13 protein-coding genes are annotated in these 17,786 nt (G+C 46.3%); 11 read left to right on the top strand and 2 right to left on the bottom strand.

Going from position 1 to position 17,786, the window contains the following annotated elements; translation table 11 throughout:
* Positions 1-5: 5 nt before the first annotated feature.
* The 9 genes from BQ7997_RS15980 to BQ7997_RS15940 all read left to right on the top strand — a co-directional run bounded on the left by BQ7997_RS15980 (position 6) and on the right by BQ7997_RS15940 (position 12,603).
* Positions 6-1,271, top strand: coding sequence for a glycosyltransferase family 4 protein (locus tag BQ7997_RS15980; RefSeq protein WP_073347196.1), 1,266 nt, complete (start codon positions 6-8; stop codon positions 1,269-1,271).
* Positions 1,264-1,998, top strand: a complete 735-nt coding sequence (locus BQ7997_RS15975; protein WP_073347195.1) for a glycosyltransferase family 2 protein — start codon at positions 1,264-1,266, stop codon at positions 1,996-1,998. Before BQ7997_RS15980 ends, BQ7997_RS15975 begins: the two co-directional genes overlap by 8 nt.
* A 16-nt stretch (positions 1,999-2,014) precedes the next feature.
* A complete protein-coding gene (locus BQ7997_RS15970; RefSeq protein ID WP_073347194.1) occupies positions 2,015-2,524 on the top strand; it encodes an RNA polymerase sigma-70 factor in 510 nt (169 codons plus the stop codon).
* A gap of 76 nt (positions 2,525-2,600) precedes the next feature.
* Positions 2,601-3,764: a FecR family protein gene (locus BQ7997_RS15965; protein ID WP_073347193.1), complete on the top strand. Its 1,164-nt coding sequence runs from the start codon at positions 2,601-2,603 to the stop codon at positions 3,762-3,764.
* Between the two features lie 17 nt (positions 3,765-3,781).
* A complete protein-coding gene (locus BQ7997_RS15960) occupies positions 3,782-4,912 on the top strand; it encodes a TlpA disulfide reductase family protein (RefSeq protein ID WP_159436776.1) in 1,131 nt (376 codons plus the stop codon).
* 337 nt (positions 4,913-5,249) lie between these two features.
* Positions 5,250-8,819 carry a SusC/RagA family TonB-linked outer membrane protein gene (locus tag BQ7997_RS15955; RefSeq protein WP_159436775.1) on the top strand — a complete coding sequence of 1,190 codons (3,570 nt, stop codon included), beginning with the start codon at positions 5,250-5,252 and terminating at the stop codon, positions 8,817-8,819.
* Positions 8,820-8,838: 19 nt separating this feature from the next.
* Entirely contained in the window at positions 8,839-10,452 is a 1,614-nt protein-coding gene (locus tag BQ7997_RS15950) for a RagB/SusD family nutrient uptake outer membrane protein (RefSeq protein WP_159436774.1), read from the top strand.
* A 24-nt stretch (positions 10,453-10,476) separates the two neighbouring features.
* Positions 10,477-11,418: a hypothetical protein gene (locus BQ7997_RS15945; protein WP_073347189.1), complete on the top strand. Its 942-nt coding sequence runs from the start codon at positions 10,477-10,479 to the stop codon at positions 11,416-11,418.
* 36 nt (positions 11,419-11,454) lie between these two features.
* Positions 11,455-12,603, top strand: coding sequence for a TlpA disulfide reductase family protein (locus tag BQ7997_RS15940; protein WP_159436773.1), 1,149 nt, complete (start codon positions 11,455-11,457; stop codon positions 12,601-12,603).
* Between the two features lie 8 nt (positions 12,604-12,611).
* Here BQ7997_RS15940 and BQ7997_RS15935 read toward each other — a convergent pair whose 3' ends face one another.
* Positions 12,612-14,975, bottom strand: a complete 2,364-nt coding sequence (locus BQ7997_RS15935; protein WP_073347187.1) for a glycosyl hydrolase 115 family protein — start codon at positions 14,973-14,975, stop codon at positions 12,612-12,614.
* Between the two features lie 93 nt (positions 14,976-15,068).
* Positions 15,069-15,926 carry an SGNH/GDSL hydrolase family protein gene (locus BQ7997_RS15930; protein ID WP_073347186.1) on the bottom strand — a complete coding sequence of 286 codons (858 nt, stop codon included), beginning with the start codon at positions 15,924-15,926 and terminating at the stop codon, positions 15,069-15,071.
* Between the two features lie 647 nt (positions 15,927-16,573).
* Here BQ7997_RS15930 and BQ7997_RS15925 point away from each other — a divergent pair.
* Together BQ7997_RS15925 and BQ7997_RS15920 are read left to right on the top strand one after the other, a co-directional pair.
* The gene (locus BQ7997_RS15925; RefSeq protein WP_073347185.1) at positions 16,574-17,347 is read left to right on the top strand and encodes a class I SAM-dependent methyltransferase; all 774 of its coding nucleotides are present in this window, start codon (positions 16,574-16,576) and stop codon (positions 17,345-17,347) included.
* Between the two features lie 74 nt (positions 17,348-17,421).
* Complete coding sequence (locus BQ7997_RS15920; RefSeq protein ID WP_022140417.1) at positions 17,422-17,769, top strand: helix-turn-helix domain-containing protein; 348 nt, start codon at positions 17,422-17,424, stop codon at positions 17,767-17,769.
* Positions 17,770-17,786: the final 17 nt, after the last annotated feature.

The following is a 17,786-nucleotide window of genomic DNA, read 5'->3' as shown; positions in this document are numbered from 1 at the left end:
TGCCCATGAGAGTCCTGATTATAAATACATCCGAGCGAATCGGCGGAGCAGCCATCGCGGCGAGCCGGCTAATGGAATCACTGAAAAACAACGGTATCAAGGCCAAAATGCTGGTACGCGACAAGCAGACTGACCAAATCAGTGTGGTCAGCCTGAAAGGGAACTGGCTGCAAGTATGGAAATTCATGTGGGAACGCATCGTTATCTGGAGTGCCAACCGTTTCCGCCGTTACCACCTGTTTGACGTGGACATTGCCAATACGGGGACGGATATTACATCACTCCCTGAATTTCGCCAGGCCGACGTTATCCACTTGCACTGGATTAACCAGGGAATGCTCTCATTGAGTGACATACGGAAGATACTCGTATCCGGCAAACCCGTAGTGTGGACGATGCATGATATGTGGCCGTGTACGGGCATCTGCCATTACGCACGGGAATGCACCAACTATCAGCAGGAATGCCACAACTGCCCGTACATCTATAAAAACGGGTGGCAGAAGGACTTGTCTTACCGCACTTTCCACAAGAAACAAAAGCTATACAGCCAGGCTCCCATTCATTTCGTCACTTGCAGCCGCTGGCTGAAAGAACAGGCTAAATCCAGTGCGCTGTTTGAAGGGAAAAGTGTCACTAATATCCCGAATGCCATCAATACCAATCTGTTCAAGCCAATGGACAAGCAGAAAGCACGGGCTAAGTTCATGTTGCCGGAAGACAAGAAGCTGATTCTATTCGGCTCGCTGAAGATTACCGACAAACGCAAAGGGGTGGATTATCTCATTGCAGCCTGCAAGCTACTGGCAGAGAAGCATCCCGAATGGAAAGATTCACTGGGAGTCGTCGTATTCGGCAATCAGTCGCAGCAACTGCAAGAAATGCTTCCTTTCCGCGTCTATCCGCTCCCTTATATGAAGAATGAGCACGAGATAGTAGATATCTACAATGCCGTAGACCTCTTCGCCATCCCATCCCTGGAAGAGAATCTTCCAAACATGATTATGGAAGCGATGGCTTGCGGAGTGCCCTGCGTAGGATTCAACGTAGGCGGTATCCCCGAAATGATTGACCATCTGCACAACGGCTACGTAGCCCGATATAAATCTTCGGAAGATTTAGCCAACGGCATATACTGGATTTTGACAGAGCCGGAATATGACGAACTTTCCGCACAAGCCCGCCGCAAGGTAGTGGCCAACTACTCGGAAAGCATTATCGCCAAGAAATATACAGATGTCTACAACAAAATAACGGGAAAATATGCATAGCGTCCACCCTACTCCCAAGTTCTCGATTATCACGGTGACATACAACGCTGAAAAGGTACTGGAAGACACGATTCAAAGTGTCATCTCGCAAACGTACCATCACGTGGAATATATCATCGTAGACGGAGCTTCCAAGGATGGGACTTTAGCCATTATCGACCGCTACCGTGAGCGGATACACACCGTAGTGAGCGAGCCGGACAAAGGATTATATGACGCCATGAACAAAGGAATCGCCCTTGCCGGCGGTGATTACCTCTGCTTCCTGAATGCAGGCGACTGCTTTCACGAAGACGATACGCTGCAACAGATGGTGCACAGCATCAATGGCAACGAACTTCCCGACGTACTCTACGGAGAAACCGCCATTGTAGACAAGGACAGACACTTCCTGCGCATGCGCCGGCTGGCCGCCCCGGAAACACTGACCTGGAAAAGTTTCAAGCAGGGAATGCTGGTCTGCCATCAGGCTTTCTTCCCCCGCCACACACTGGTGGAACCCTACAATCTGAACTATCGCTTTTCCGCCGACTTCGACTGGTGCATCCGCATCATGAAGAAAGCGCGTACACTCCACAATACCCACTTGACGATTATCGACTATCTGGACGAAGGAATGACTACCCGCAACCGGAAAGCGTCTCTCAAAGAAAGATTCCGTATCATGGCTGCACACTACGGGCTGATTGGCACTGTGGTACGTCATGCCTGGTTTGTCCTGCGTTAGTAACCCGACACTGATTATGACCTATTCAAAAGAGAAGAAGTACAAAGACTTTGAAGCATTGTTCCGGGCGAACTATACCCGGCTGTATTTCTATGCGTTCAACCTGGTCGGCGACCAGGAATGTGCAGAGGATATAGTGGGCGACACCTTCAGCTATTTATGGGAAAACTATGATACGGTAGTGGGAGACGTTTCGCCACTGCCTTTATTATATTCCCTCGTCCGCAACAGTTGCATCGACCACCTGCGCCACTGCGACGTGAAGAGCAGATATGCTTCCAATATCTCGCAAAACGCCGAACAGTGGGAAGAAAACAGTGACGACGAAGAACATCAGGAACGTATCTCCCAAGTGATGTCCGCCATCAACCAACTCCCGCCGCAGACCCGCAAGGTCTTTGAAGCCTGCTTTCTCCACGGAAAGAAATATAAAGAAGTGGCGGAAGAAATGGGCATCACGGTCAACACTGTGAAAACACTCATATCCAGAGCCTTATCTTTCGTCAGATACAAAACCGGGAAATAGTAATTGCACACGGAGACAAAAAAAGAGTTTTTATTGTCACCCATTTCTTATAGCACAACGTAATAATATATAGAATATGAAAACTGAAGAGCAACACATGCAGGAGCAAGATTACGAATATGCCTTACGGGCATTGGACGACCGGAAATTCCGCCGGTCGGAAGAGTTCATTGCCTGGCTCGAAGAGGAATCCCACCACACCCTGTTCCGTGAAATGATGGACAGCCGGGAAGCCTTGATGAACCTGAGCCCGCAGATGGCGCCGGATGTGGAGAAAGCCTGGAAACGGGTAGACCCGCATCACCAGACGTCCTCATTCAGAAAGTATTATTTATGGGCGGCAAGTGCGGCAGCTATCGCCTTGCTCGCCATAGGTTATTCATTCTTCTCTACCACAGAAGAAAATCCGTATACAGAAGTGGCGGTTGTTTTCCCCGCTTCTGAAAGAGTGCAGAGCATAGAACTACAAACCGGTGACGGACAGATTGTGCCTATCACCAGTGAAGCAAACAAACATTTATTAGCGAAGACAGGGGCTCAACTGGAAAATGAGTCCCTAAGATACCGACACGCCACCGAAGCGGAAGAGCCGGTGACTACACATATATTAAGCACGCCGAGAGGTAAGAACTTCAAAATCGTACTGGAAGACGGAACGGAAGTCTGGCTGAACGCGGAAAGCAAGCTGCACTATCCCAACCGGTTTGCCGGCAAAGAACGGAGAGTGGAACTGGAAGGGGAAGCATTTTTCCATGTGGCCAAAGACGCCGCCCGTCCTTTCATCGTAAAAAGCGGAACTGCGGAAACACGTGTACTGGGAACCGAATTCAACTTCCGATCTTACCCGCATGAAAGCAGGCATGTCACACTGGTATCGGGCAGCGTCATCGTATCCGACACCCAAAAGGAGAATGAATTGCAGCTTCATCCCGGCGAGGATGCTCCTCTGGATGAAAACGACTTGATGCTCATCCCGCGCAAGGTAGACATCAACGAGTACGTATCCTGGAAAGAAGATTTATTCTGTTTCAGGGAAGCGCAGCTCGTTGAAATCATGAAAGCTATCGGACGCTGGTACAACCTGTCTGTCGTTTTCACGGACGAAGCATCCATGCACTATCATTTCAATTTCTGGGCGGAACGTACAGACCGGCCGGAACAAGTTCTCAAGCTTCTCAATCAGGTAGGAAAAGTGAAGGCTACCCTCGAGGGTAACCGGATTACGATAAGTAAACTATAAAAAAGAGAACGATGAAAATGAAAAGATTTTATGGACTTTGTTTTTTCTTGCCAGTTGTTTCTATGGCTGTGGCGCAAGTGCCCTACCAGATTGAAGGAACCTGGGAGAACGGAGCCGGAAAAACGGTTTATCTGCAGAAATACATCACGGCCGACAGCCTGCAAGCAGTCGACTCGGTAAAAGTTACCCCCGATTTTTCTTTCTCACTGAAAGGAAAGGTAAAAGAGGAACAACGGATGGCTATCAGTTGCAGCCCCAAGAATAAAGCCGAAATCTTTGTCAGCACAACCCCTCTTCAAGTTACTATCGAGGAGAAAACAACCACCGACAAGAAAGGGAAAACACGCAACACCACTCATATAGAAGTCAAAGGTGACCGCGAACAAGAAGTCCTGAAATCGGGGCAGACGCTCTCCACCACCGCTTCTTTCTTCCAACTGGGGAAGATGATAACACTGTCACAAGCATTGAACTCAAAAGATACGACGGCCATTGATTCGGCCAAATACAAAGTAGCCATGATAGACAGCCTGATTGCAAGGTCGGTGCAGAACTATATGGATACTACCCGCAATGACGTTGCTTCCACCTATTTCTTCGAGCGTTATCTAATGACGAACCAAACACTGGACGAGGTGCTTTCTTTCTACGACAAGCTGACAGACCGGGTAAAGAAATCGGCTCCGGGGGTGGTTTTGAAGCAAAAGATAGAAGATATGCAACAGGTCAACATAGGCGGTATCGCACCCAATTTTGAACTGACCACTCCCGAAGGGAAGAAACTTTCCCTGCATGAGCTCCGCGGACACATTGTATTGTTGGACTTCTGGGCGTCCTGGTGCGGCCCCTGCCTGGCGGAAGTGCCCAACTTGAAAGCAATCTACGAGAAATATCACAGCAAAGGACTGGAGATTCTCGGCGTGTCGCTGGACGAGAAAGAAGCTGCCTGGAAAGGTGCCATCGAGAGAAAAGGACTGACCTGGAAGCACGTATCCTCACTGAAAGGATGGAAATGCCCCATAGCGCAAATGTTCAAGGTGACGGGCATCCCCCGCATGTACATCATTGACGCACAAGGAAAAATCATAGCGCAAGACCTGCGCGGAGAAAAACTTTCCCAAAAGATGGATGAGCTTTTCGCAAAATAGTTTTTTAACTCTGTGATACCGTAAACTGTCATATAGCCACACAAACATGGCTGTATGGCAGTTTTAGTCTATTAACACCTTTCATTTTGCTACACAATTCAAGTGTTTACCTGTTGCATAATTATTCGGAAAGTATAAATTAAAACCAATTGCCCGCATTTTCTCAAAAAAAGTTTCTTTTCTGTCACCCATTCCCCAAGATAAAACGTAATAAACATATAGAAGGCTTAAAAAAGCTTACGAGAGGGTTTAAACAGGAGTAAAAGAACAAAGTTTGTCAAACACTAAATGCATAATCATGGTGAATATTTGGACTAATTCCTTCAAAAGGAGCAGAATGAATCACTTTGCGGTTAAAATGTTCTGGCTATTCTTAGCCTTAACAATGTTCAGCGCCAATATCCGGGGACAACAAAGTGAAAAGAGAATCTCACTTGAGTTCAAGAATGAGCGGCTTGCCAATGCTTTCAAGAAAATTGAAGAGGCAAGCGGATATAAGTTTATCTTTAACCATGAAGATATCTTTGCCTATGGCGTCACGGGGAGTATCAAGAACAAGACAATCAGCGAAATGCTGGATGAAGTAATCGGCAAAAAGCCGTTGGTATATAAGATAGACGGCAATTTTATTACAATTGCCCTGAAACCCGGAAGTCCGGAAGCCGAAGCAAAAGCCAGGCTATGCCAGTTGGACGGCATCGTCATAGACGAGAACAGACAGCCGCTTCCCGGAGCGCATGTCATCATAGAGGGGACGAAATGGGTGACAACCACTGACATAAACGGAGCGTACAACTTTTTAATTGAGAACAACGCAACCTACACACTCCGGTTTTCTTATCTGGGAATGCAGACAAGGCAGGTCAAAGTATCTGTCGAAAAGGGGCTTGGCAATAAGAAAGTATCTCCTGTCATCCTGAAAGAGAGCGATGCCGCCTTGAATGAGGTTGTCATCACAGGTTATCAGGTGATGGATCGCCGGGAGTCTGCCAGTGCCGTCTCATCCATAAAAGCCGCGAACATCATGGTGCAGGGAGTCAGTTCCATCGACCAGATGCTTCAGGGCACTATACCGGGCATGGCGGTAATGAATACTTCGGGTGAGCCTAGTGCCACTCCTAAAATCCGTATTCGTGGTAATGCTACCATCAACGGTAATAAATCGCCGGTATGGGTGGTGGACGGAGTGATCTTGGAACAGGACGTGCCTTTCACCGCTTCGGATATCAATAGTGAAGATGCCGAATATCTGATAGGTAATGCCATCTCGGGAGTAAATCCGCAGGATATTGAAAGTATCACCGTATTGAAAGATGCGTCGGCAACTGCCATTTACGGTGTGAAAGCCGCCAATGGGGTGATTGTGGTAACTACCAAGAAAGGAAAAGCAGGACGTCCCGTCATTACTTATAATGGTAATGTCACACTGAACACCCGTCCTTCCTATTCCAATTATCATCAGATGAATTCGCAGGAGCGTATCGCTTTCTCCAAACAACTGGTCGATGCCGGATACAACTTCGGACGTACGCCGTATGGCCCGACATACGAGGGCGCTTATGAAGCATTGATGAACAAAGACATGACTTTGGACGAGTTCAAATCGGAAGTCGGCGCCATGCAGACAAGGAATACGGACTGGTTCAAGCATCTGTTCCGCAACAGCATCACGCATACGCACAACGTCAGCGTGTCCGGTGGTACGGAGAAAATGACTTATTACATCTCTGCCGGTTATCAGAATATCGAAGGCGCGGCGAAAGGTTCGGATACTGAAAAGATCAGTACGCTGGCCAAGATGACGATGGATATTAACAAGCACATCAGCTTTACCGCCAAAGTCGACTTTACCAACACGGCCAATAACGGATACAGTTCTTCTGTCAATCCTTTCAACTATGCATATAGCAAGTCAAGAACCATTCCTGCTTTCAACAATGACGGTTCATACTATATGACGTATGAGAAAGCCGGAAACACCGGCACAAAGTCTATCGGCTACAATATCCTCAAAGAACTGGACAATACCGGAAAGTCATCGCAACTGGATGATTTCAACGCCTTGCTCCAACTGGATGTGAATATCATCAGCGGACTGAAATATACAGGCACTTTCTCTTACCACAATACCAATACGGCACAAAGGGACTGGGCTACCGAACAGTCTTACAACATAAGCGATATCAGAGGATGGGATTATGGCATGTACACTCCCTATGATACGGATATCTACAATGCATCCGCACTTCCCTACGGTGGTATGCTGTATCAGTCCAATCTACGTAAGACGGGTTATACCATTAGGAATCAGGTAAGTTACACCGGAATATTCGGCGGATACCATCATATCAACATCATGGCAGGTACGGAAGCGCGGCGGAACGCTTACAAAGGCGTAGGAATCACGGGGTACGGCTGGACACCGGAATTCGGTGAGAAGTTCAATCCGGTGATAACCGAGCTATTCACCAGGCAGTATATACAGACGGGAAAGACACTTCCTGCCAATACCAACTCCTTCACACAGGTTGCCTCTTTCTACGGAGTGGCTTCCTACTCTTATGACAACCGGTATATCCTGAACACCAATATCCGGTCGGACGGTTCCAACAAATTCGGCAGTAACCCCAAATACCGCTGGTTGCCTACCTACTCGTTTGCGGTGAAATGGAACTTGATGAACGAAGCATTCCTGAAAGATGTTTCCCTAGTAGATAATCTGGCTCTCAGGGGGTCTTACGGTATTCAGGGAAATATACACGAAGATTCATCGCCCTATCTGATAATCACGACCGGAGACAGGGTGGAGAATATTCCGACTTCAAGTATCCGCCTATTGCCCAACCCCGACTTGAGATGGGAGAAAACACGTTCGTGGAACGCCGCCATTGACTTCTCCTTGCTCGAAGGACGGATAAGAGGTGGAGTCGATGTCTACGGCAAGAAAACATCCGACTTAATTATGAGTAAAACGGTAGCCTCATCCAACGGAAGGACGCTGCTATATTATAACGCGGGAGAAATGACCAACAAGGGGGTGGAAGGCTTTGTCAACGTCGGACTTTTAAAGAGGAAAGACTGGGAGTGGAGAGTCGGCATGAACTTCAGCCGCAACATCAACAAAATCACTTATGCCAACCCTGAAGATTTAAGCGACGTTGAAATTGTCGAAAAGATGTTGAGCGGCAGTCTGGCAATAGAAGGAGCCCCTATCGGTTCGCTTTATGCTTATGAGTTTGCCGGCATCAATCAGGACAACGGCTATGCCATGTTCTATACAAGGGATGGAAGAGAGTCGATCCGGGGCTCAAAGACGGACATGAGACTGGTGCGCTGCGGATCCATCTTCCCCAAACTGACCGGCGGATTCGACACGCAACTTCGTTATAAGGATTTCTCTTTATCCATGAATTTCACGTATAGCATCGGAAGCGTGGCACGGATTCCCAATTATTACGCAGATAATACACATTACATAGATCCGTTGAGCAACCTTTCCACCGACTGGCTGAAGTGTTGGAACAACCCCGGCGACCAGACCATCTACCCGGCACCGTATAACAGCACCGCATTGACCAACTACTTCGGGACGGAAGCGGGAGCCGCCTACGATACTTATGACGCAACAATAAAAGGAAAAACGATTTATCCATACGAAATGTATAATTACAGCAATATCAGGGTGGCGAAGGCTGATTTCCTCAAACTGAAACTCGTTTCGCTCAGTTATAATTTCCCCAAGAAGATGTTGCAACCGTTGAATGTCAACAGCCTGATGCTGCGTTTTCAAGCAACCAACTTATTCACTATCGCGGACAAGAAGTGGAATGGACTGGATCCGGAGACAAACGGAGCCAATATCCCCGCTTTACCGACGTTCAGTTTAGGAGTAAATGTATCATTTTAACATCAAACAGCTAGAAATCATGAACAAGAAACTTATACACATAGCATCTTTCATGGCTATCCTGTCGCTCTTTTCATGCGACGACTATCTGAAAGAGGACTCGGCAGACTTGCTGATACCCGAATCCGTAACCGACTTCACCCCGCTGCTCCTGGGAGAAGGATACCCCGACAAATTCGGTTCGCAAATCTCTTTCGTCAACTTAATGACGGATGATGTGGAAATGGGGCCTCTCTACTATGACGCCGAACAAAAAAACGACAGGTATTGCACCACCTGGCGCGAAGGCATAGATGCCAAGGCAGGATATGGTGAAGCCGCTTTTGTATGGCAGAGTGATTTCTCGGAGAATATCAGAGACGGTTTCTGGAGCGGACGTTACAGCAATATCCTGGGATGCAACACTATCATCAATGCCTTGCCTGAGATGACTTATGCGGAGACGGAAGAAGGACTTTACCGGGCTTTGGCGGCACAGGCGTACGCACTGCGCGCTTACCATTACTTCTGCCTGATAAACACATATGCCCTTCCCTATTCGACAGCCAACCTTGACAAACCGGGTGTCGTGATAAAGACCAGCCCCGAAATACAAATTGCTCCGCAACCGAGAGCTACTATCAGGGAAGTGTATGCATTAATCAATGACGACATAAAGAAAGCCCAGGAATATATGGCGGGAGCGGTATTCCAGTGCGAAAAGTACAACGGCCGGAAACCGGAAATCACTTCTGCTGCCATCTACTTCCTGGCAGCACGAATCGCCTTGTTCCAACAGGATTGGGATGGGGTAATCTCGGCAGCGGAGAAGTTTCTGGCCAAGAATTCTTCTATCTACGACTTGAATACTGAGGACGCAACGTTATTCGGATATGTTTCATCTGTAGAGAAGAACAGTTTTTGCGTCAACAATCAGGAACTGGACGAAGTGGTCTTCGGATTCGGGCGGAGTGACGGTGGTTATGATTACCTTGCGCCGAACAACCCTGTACTCATGTACTACGAATATGGTTTCCACACTTCGTGGACAGGGGAAAATTCTTTAATCGGGCTGTATGACGAGGACGACTTGCGGCTTCAGGCTTATTTCCAAAGAAGATATAATAAATCCGGCAGCACGCGCAATCCGACTTATTATGCGGGACAATATCACCCTCATAAATACGACCAGAGATCGGGTACAAACTATTCCAGTCAAGCCTGGAGAACTCCTGAGCTTTACCTGAACCTGGCAGAAGCATATGCACAGAAAGCAAGCGGTGTCAGCAATGATGCCATCGGGTTGCTCAACCAACTGCGGGTAAAGAAATACAAATCGGGAAGCCCGGATGCCGAAAAGCAAGTCTCGGACTTCGCGACAAAAGACGATTTGATTCAATTCATCTGGCAGGAACGCCGCAGGGAGTTATGTTTTGAAGAAATCATGCGTTTTTGGGATATGCGCCGCCAAGGGATGCCGGCTGTGGAACATCGGCTTTTCAGTTCGCCCAAAGAGTACTCGGCATATCGTCTGAAAGCGGAAAGTCCGAACTATGTGCTTCCTATTCCCGAAGATGAGACTAATTATAACAATGCTATTGAGAACAACCAGCGGGAAGTTATCGCTTCTTCTTCGCAGGGAACACTTGAATAATACAACCATTAAAAAAGTACTATTATGATAAAGAATATACTATATGCATGGTGCATCGTCATGACGGTAGCTATAACCGCCTGCTCCGAGGATTCGCTGACTCCTATCGACGAGCTCAACAGCACGATCTATGATCCGGAAAACACGGGAAATGAAGCGATTGATAACCAGATTAATGCGTTCTACAAGAAATACAGCAGCAAAATATTGTATGATTTTCCGGCAAGCGACCTGTATTTCGGATGGAGCAACAGTGATATCAAGTGGTATGTCCCCGTGAAGCAGGAAGGAAGCGAAACGTATATCAAACGCATGGTTTCCTTTCTGGAGAACGATGCGTTAAATGAATATCCGCCTGCATTTGCAAAGAAGTTTCTCCCATACAGAATCTTCCTGGTAGACTCCGTATGTGACAATAAGGAATATCTGAAAAGCAAACTGGTGGATGTACTGGAGTTGAAGACACACGGCATAGTTATCGCCCATGTAAGCAAAGACATGGATGACCTGGACGAGGATGACTGGCAGGGAATGAAGTCTTCCATCAACACGGCATTATTAAATTCCATTTATACCGCCGTAGGCGTGGAGCCGACAGATTTTAATGCTTCCAGTGAGGCTTATTTTATGATAGATGTTCTTGAGGATCCGCTAGGAGAATTTACGGATTTGGAGTATTCATGCTATTCGGCGACAGTTATCAACGCCAATCCTGTCTATTTTGAGGATGAACTGTACTACATTATGAAGCCCAGCAACAACGAAGACTTCGGCTATTATGTATCTTTCATCATGAAAACACCCAAGACCCAAATAGACAGGGTATTCGAGCGTTTTCCGAAAGTAAAGAACCGGGCTTCACTAGCTTATAAGTTCATGTTGGAAAGAGCCGGAACCGACCTGATAGAATTTCAGAGGAGCACTTGTCCGGATGACCCGCTTCCGCTCGATTATTTCTCCAGATAAGTATAGACATCAATGATAAACCCAATAAATATGTATATGAAAAGTTGGATTATAAATACCATAATCGCCATCTGCCTGGCAACGGGAATGGGATTTGCCCAGGTTCCCTATCAAATCGAAGGGAAATGGGCTACCGGAATAGGGAAAAAGGTCTATTTGAGTAACTTCCCTGCGGATACCCCCGAAGCGGTAACGATTGATTCGACCATCGTAGCCCCGGACGGAAGTTACAAGTTGTCGGGGAAACTGGACAAGATGCAACTCTTGTCCCTCACCCATGAGGGTAGCAAAGGCTTCCGACCGCTGATGGGTGACGGCAAACCCGCGAATATCCTCATAAGGGATATGGAGTACTCTTATAAAAAACCGGCAGCCGCTTATGAAATAATAGGGGATTCAATAGAGCATAAGGCTTCTGAAGCTATCCTGGCATACTGGGGGCATGATTTTATACGCAAGATGAGCGAAGGTATGTTTGCCGCCGGTATAGAGAAGAGTGCCAAAGAGAACAACCTGTCGAAGAAAGCTGAATGTGAGGAGAAGCTCAAGGCCGTTCTACAGGAGAGGGAGAACGAAAAGAATGATTTTCTAAGCCGGTATGGGAATTGTCTCGCCGCACCTTACTTCATTGTGATGAATCTGCTGAAAGGCATTCCTGTGGATGAGACGGAAGCATTCTACAACGGTATGGGAGAAAAGGCGAAAAAGACGCCGAAGGGAATCGAACTGAAGGAAAGCATTGCAAAGATGAAGGCTTTGGCACCGGGAGCGAAAGCGCCGGATTTTACGTTACCGACTGTGACAGGAGAGGAATTTTCGCTTGCAAGCCTGCAAGGGCATATCGTCATCCTTGATTTCTGGGCTTCATGGTGTGCGCCTTGTATTGCAGAAATGCCTACCGTCAAGGAAATCTATGCGAAATACAAAGATAAAGGGTTAAAGGTAGTAGGTATCTCTATGGATAACTCAAAAGCGGCATGGATGAAATCCATTGATAAAATACAGATACCGTGGCTTCATGTTTCATCCCTCAAAGGTATGAAAAGATGCCCGGTCGCGGAACTTTATCAGGTGTATGCCATTCCTAAATTATATATCATAGACAAGGAAGGAAAAATCGTAGACAAGGACTTGCGCGGAGAGGATTTGAAGAAAAAGGTGGACGGGCTTTTCGCCCGTCAGTAGAAGCGGGGTCAATGTCCATCCGGCACATAAAGCATCACCTGATCCAGTACCACTCCTTCATCCAATGCCTTAATCACCAGTTGGTGGGATTTCTTCCCGGACACAGGAAGCGTTATCTTCCGGATAGCCTGATTACGTAATACATTCTCCTTCCATTCTTCACTGCGCCCTTTCGTTTCATAAGAAACCACCTGAGGCGCCGCATTGTCCAATGATATGGAGAAACGTAATTGTTCTCCGCGCACAGGATGATTCGGTAGCAAACGAATATCGACTTCTACCGAATCCGCTTTCCAGTTATCAAAAGAGAAAGTCAGCGCATCGTTCATACGGATACCTGTCGCACGGCCTTCATAACCCAGACCTTCATAGTCCGAGTTTTTATCCGGCTTATTCTTGCCGTCCAGTCCGTTCCACTTATGGATAGCGGTTCGTTCTTCCACCATCGGAGAAGTAGCTGTTGCTCTCTCCACCCGGTTGAATACAGGAAGTTTGCGGGGTTTGAAATCCATCATCCGGTTCCATTTACCATCTTCCAAAGAATTATAATGCTGTGTCAACACGGCAATGCTGTCATAAGCCGCATCACTCTTTTCCCAATCTGCCTTTCCGTGACGGGCAAGTTGGGCATACAATAGTTTCCGGTTCATCTGCGCGGCAGCCTGTACCGGATATTTCACCAGTTCGAAATAGGCACTTTGTCTATTGGCCGGTACTTTCGTTGCCGCCCGTTCTACAGTTTCCGACAGTTCATTATAGGAGCGTAAACGCCCGTTTATCTCTTTCTCGTTCCACGGCAAATCCTTGACAATACGATAGGCGGGATCTTTTTCTTCTTCCCGCGTGTTCCCCATAAATTCCGGTTTGCGGATGTGAGCCAGTCGATAATGTTCCTGCATTGCGGGCAATACGGCCTTTGCGCATGAAGTGCCAAATTCCCGTGTCAGCCAGTGTTTCAGGTGGTTAGTCACACCTTCCGCAGTAACCGCATTCAGGTTCCACGCCATATCCATAAATAGTTCAATCTGATATTCGGCAGGCTTGATGTCTCCCACATTCAGTATCCACATCTTCTGTATGCCTTCATCATAAGCCAGTTTCATCTGCTGATAAATCAGCGAAGGGCTCATTGTGCCCAGCCAAAGATGGTCGTGCGGGCGTCCCCAATAGGAGACGTGATAATAAATTCCGTTGCCCCCTTTACGCGCGCGTTCTTCTGCCGTAGGGAAATGACGGATATAACCGTAATTATCATCACACCACATCAATGTAACGTCATCGGGCACCTGCAATCCGGCATGATAAATATCGAGTACTTCTTTATAGGGAATAAAGACTTGCGGAACTTTGGTAATATCTTTATTGACATATTTCTCAATCAACCCGCGCTGGTCTACAAATACGCGGTCTATCACCGCCTTCTGCTCTTCCACCGTTTTGGCTCCCTGCATCTTGCCATCGTGTACGCCACGCATTCCCAACGTATAGAGTATTTCCTGACCTGCAACCTCTTTCACACGGTCTTCCCAAAATTTATAAACGGCGGCACTGTTGTTTACATAGTCGTATGCGCCCTCTCCTCTCCGTTTCCACTCACCGGCGGCATTACAAGCCATCGGTTCGCAGTGGGAAGCTCCTATAAATATCCCGTATTTCTTCGCGGCTTCCCGATTGCCTTTGGTCAGAAAGAAAGGAAGCGTACATTCGTGCATAGCCGGCCAATAGGTGTTGGCACGCAAGCGAAGCAGCAGTTCAAAGATACGTTCGTTTGTACGCGGCCCGATTTCACCTTTTACAGTCGAAGGTTCGTAAGTCCTGCTGCTCCATGGCATCAGTCCCCAATCTTCGTCATTGATAAAAATACCGCGATATTCTACTGAAGGCGACTGGAAGTTCCGGAACTTTCGGGAAAGCTTGAAGAGTTTCTTCTTCTCCGGAGTTACATCCGCCCACCATTCCCAGGGAGATACTCCCAACAAACGGGAGATTTCGAGTATGCCATAGGCCGTACCGTGCTTGTCGCTGCCTGCCACTATCAGTTTCCCTTCCGGAGAGACTGCAAGCAGAAAAGCCTGTTTCTTACCTTTCAGTACAGAAACATCTATACCGGCTCGTTCGATAAGTTCACTCTGTCCCAGTGTTCCTGCTATAATCGTTCCCATTTTCTCATTCACCCGGGTTGTCGCCGATAACACAGTCTGAATGTCACGACCCAGCATTTCTAATGCGGTACGTACTACTAACTCTTCCGAGGGGCTGCAAGCTATCTCAACCTTTTGACCGGAAGTTAAAATAAAATCTTTCTGCTTGCCTTGGATTGGCAAGGCAGCTACCCAGAAAATAACAAAGGAAAACAGGAATATATGTCTCATTGGTTCTATTATTTATAGAATGCAAAATTAAGGATTTGATAGAGAAACACTATGTATCTGCGTACAATCTCATAGAATTCTGTCCGGTTTCTTTTAGAATCCTACCGGCAGTGTAAGTAACTGGTACATTAATGTACGTGCCATCCGTATCTGTCCTTTCGTATTGGGGTGCAAACGGTCATACCCCGCATCATAAAAGTAAACCAACTGTTCTTCCACCATCGGATTCAGTCCTGTCACCGCATTAAAGTCTATCACAGATACTCCCCATACATTTCCGGCTTCCTTAACCGCTTGCACATAAGCATCCACATATTCACCACAGCTATTCTGATAGTTTTCGTCCGGCTGCACATTCGTTTCTCCAAAATCCGCCAACGAGCGATGCAACGGAGTCAACAGCACAATCTGCTTATCCGGAAAAAGCTGTTTCAACCGTTTCATTCCGATATTGATGCGCCCCTTATACGTATTTCCATCCATTACAGGAGTGCGTTTCTTACGTGTTTCCATCTTTTTAGTCTCGCCACGAGCCGCCATCACCCGTTCTTCCGTTTCCGTAAACCATTCTCCGATAGGAACACCCGCATTAAAATCATTCGTACCCATGAAAACAATGATTGCATCCACTTCCCCGCCATGTTCTTTCTTCAACTGTTCCGCCTGACGAGGCACGTCATTCCATTGCCTGCCGCTTATGCCATATACATAAGGAGTAATCCCCAACCATTCCTGCAAGAAATCCCAGTATTTCTTAATCTTATCGCCATAGCAATTCGGGTCTGTGATAGAATCTCCTATATATCCTACTCTCTTCCCCTGCCACGGATGCTGAACCCATCCGTTATTATTTTCACCAGAGTTTACGACTTTAGAAGACTGACTCTGTCCAAGTACAAAACAAGAACAGAAAAATAGAACTGTACATGTGAGTAATAGCTTGCTTTTCATTGGTATTTATCTATTAAATGAGACATTTGTATTCAATATCCGGCAAATGTAACTCAAAAAAATATAGTTTCAAGCAATTTTATTACATATCCTACTCAAAAACGAGCAAATATCCATCATCATAGCTCGCTGCTCTTGCCATTATGGCGGGGCGAACACTCAATAACCATTACGTCTTATTTGGCTTGTATTATTCCCAATCTCCATATTCCCTTCTCTTTATGAGTAATATATTCTGCTTCATTACTCAGTAAGACTCTAGCAAAGCCCGAAGTTCAATCCGTATTACTTCGACAGTAACCTTACAAAGCCGGCTTATAAACAGATTTATTTGACGATTCTTGCTAAAATGCACGTTCACAGTATTTTTCTTCCAAGAATCTATGGACGTTTATTCCTAAAAACATATCTTTGTCACGAACTAAAAGAAGAAATTGGATGTTTAACTCATTTTCATATCGTAAGGATTCCGTTCTGTAAATAATCTGTAAGCCTTCCTCTCATTACAGATTATCCCTTATGTTTTCTGACATATTCATGTCGGAGTTATCTTTTATATTTGAATTTTTAAACAACTTGTATGGTCAAATACTCATAAAGCATCATTGTATGCCTCCATTTGCCATATACCTAAAACATTAAAAACAATGAGTAACGAATTAAAGTCAATCCACGATTTCGATTTCACAATGATATGTAATTACTTCAAGTTATTGGAACGTCAAGGTCCCGGAAGCCCCGAAGTCACACAAAAAGCCGTAAGTTTTATCAACGAGCTGTCAGACGAGGCCAAAATAGCCGATATTGGTTGTGGCACAGGCGGACAGACAATGACACTGGCCAACTATACAAAAGGACAGATTACAGGTATTGACCTTTTTCCCGATTTTATCGAGATATTCAACAGGAATGCAGCTAAATTACATTGCGATGACAGAGTAAAAGGCATTGTCGGTTCAATGGATAATCTGCCGTTTCAAGATGAGGAACTCGATCTAATCTGGTCAGAAGGCGCTATCTATAATATAGGATTCGAACGCGGAATGAATGAATGGAACAGATTCCTTAAAAAGAACGGATTCATCGCTGTAACGGAAGCATCCTGGTTTACTCCGGAACGCCCTGCCGAGATAGAAGACTTCTGGATGGCCAATTATCCGGAAATCGATACGATTCCGAATAAAATAGCACAAATGGAGAAAGCAGGATATACGCTGACAGCCCATTTCATTTTACCGGAAAACTGTTGGACCGAGCATTTCTATGCTCCCCAGTTCCCGGCCCAGGAAGCTTTCCTGAAAGAATATTCGGGAAATGCCGCGGCTGCAGACCTCATTGCCGGACAACGGTACGAAGAGAGCCTATATTATAAGTACAAGAAATACTATGGCTACGTATTCTATATAGGACAAAAAAGATAATTAACATCTGCCGGAGAAGTTAGCAAGATAGGATAACTCTCCGGCACTTATTATCCTTTACTTTGCAAAAAGATATGGAAACGAAAGAACTAAATAGGCAAGAATACCAATTACGGATTGATAAAGTCACAGACTATATCCATAATCATATAGACCAGCCGCTCTCTTTACAGAAAATGGCCGGTATCGCATGCTTTTCGCCTTTCCATTTTCACCGTGTCTTTGTATTTCTGACAGGTGAGACGCCTACGGATTACATCAAACGCATCCGGATTGAAAAAGCAGCCCTATTATTAAAACAAGACAAGGAACTTTCCGCCACCGAAATTGCCCGCCTTTGCGGCTTTAGCAGCCTTTCACTTTTAAGCCGCAATTTCAGGCAACATTTCGACATGACTATCCGGGAGTTCCGTTCACTATAATAAAACTCTAAAAAGAC

The sequence above is a fragment of the Bacteroides congonensis genome (assembly GCF_900130125.1).
In the GTDB taxonomy this organism is placed as follows: domain Bacteria; phylum Bacteroidota; class Bacteroidia; order Bacteroidales; family Bacteroidaceae; genus Bacteroides; species Bacteroides congonensis.
This window is presented reverse-complemented; position numbering and strand designations above follow the sequence as displayed.

What these genes read in the sequence shown, in the direction of transcription:
- BQ7997_RS15945 (WP_073347189.1), top strand. Translation starts at nt 10,477, where the DNA reads ATGATAAAGAATATACTATATGCATGGTGCATCGTCATGACGGTAGCT.
- BQ7997_RS15920 (WP_022140417.1), top strand. Translation starts at nt 17,422, where the DNA reads ATGGAAACGAAAGAACTAAATAGGCAAGAATACCAATTACGGATTGAT.
- BQ7997_RS15965 (WP_073347193.1), top strand. Translation starts at nt 2,601, where the DNA reads ATGAAAACTGAAGAGCAACACATGCAGGAGCAAGATTACGAATATGCC.
- BQ7997_RS15940 (WP_159436773.1), top strand. Translation starts at nt 11,455, where the DNA reads ATGAAAAGTTGGATTATAAATACCATAATCGCCATCTGCCTGGCAACG.
- BQ7997_RS15955 (WP_159436775.1), top strand. Translation starts at nt 5,250, where the DNA reads ATGAATCACTTTGCGGTTAAAATGTTCTGGCTATTCTTAGCCTTAACA.
- BQ7997_RS15930 (WP_073347186.1), bottom strand. Translation starts at nt 15,926, where the DNA reads ATGAAAAGCAAGCTATTACTCACATGTACAGTTCTATTTTTCTGTTCT.
- BQ7997_RS15935 (WP_073347187.1), bottom strand. Translation starts at nt 14,975, where the DNA reads ATGAGACATATATTCCTGTTTTCCTTTGTTATTTTCTGGGTAGCTGCC.
- BQ7997_RS15980 (WP_073347196.1), top strand. Translation starts at nt 6, where the DNA reads ATGAGAGTCCTGATTATAAATACATCCGAGCGAATCGGCGGAGCAGCC.
- BQ7997_RS15960 (WP_159436776.1), top strand. Translation starts at nt 3,782, where the DNA reads ATGAAAAGATTTTATGGACTTTGTTTTTTCTTGCCAGTTGTTTCTATG.
- BQ7997_RS15970 (WP_073347194.1), top strand. Translation starts at nt 2,015, where the DNA reads ATGACCTATTCAAAAGAGAAGAAGTACAAAGACTTTGAAGCATTGTTC.
- BQ7997_RS15950 (WP_159436774.1), top strand. Translation starts at nt 8,839, where the DNA reads ATGAACAAGAAACTTATACACATAGCATCTTTCATGGCTATCCTGTCG.
- BQ7997_RS15925 (WP_073347185.1), top strand. Translation starts at nt 16,574, where the DNA reads ATGAGTAACGAATTAAAGTCAATCCACGATTTCGATTTCACAATGATA.
- BQ7997_RS15975 (WP_073347195.1), top strand. Translation starts at nt 1,264, where the DNA reads ATGCATAGCGTCCACCCTACTCCCAAGTTCTCGATTATCACGGTGACA.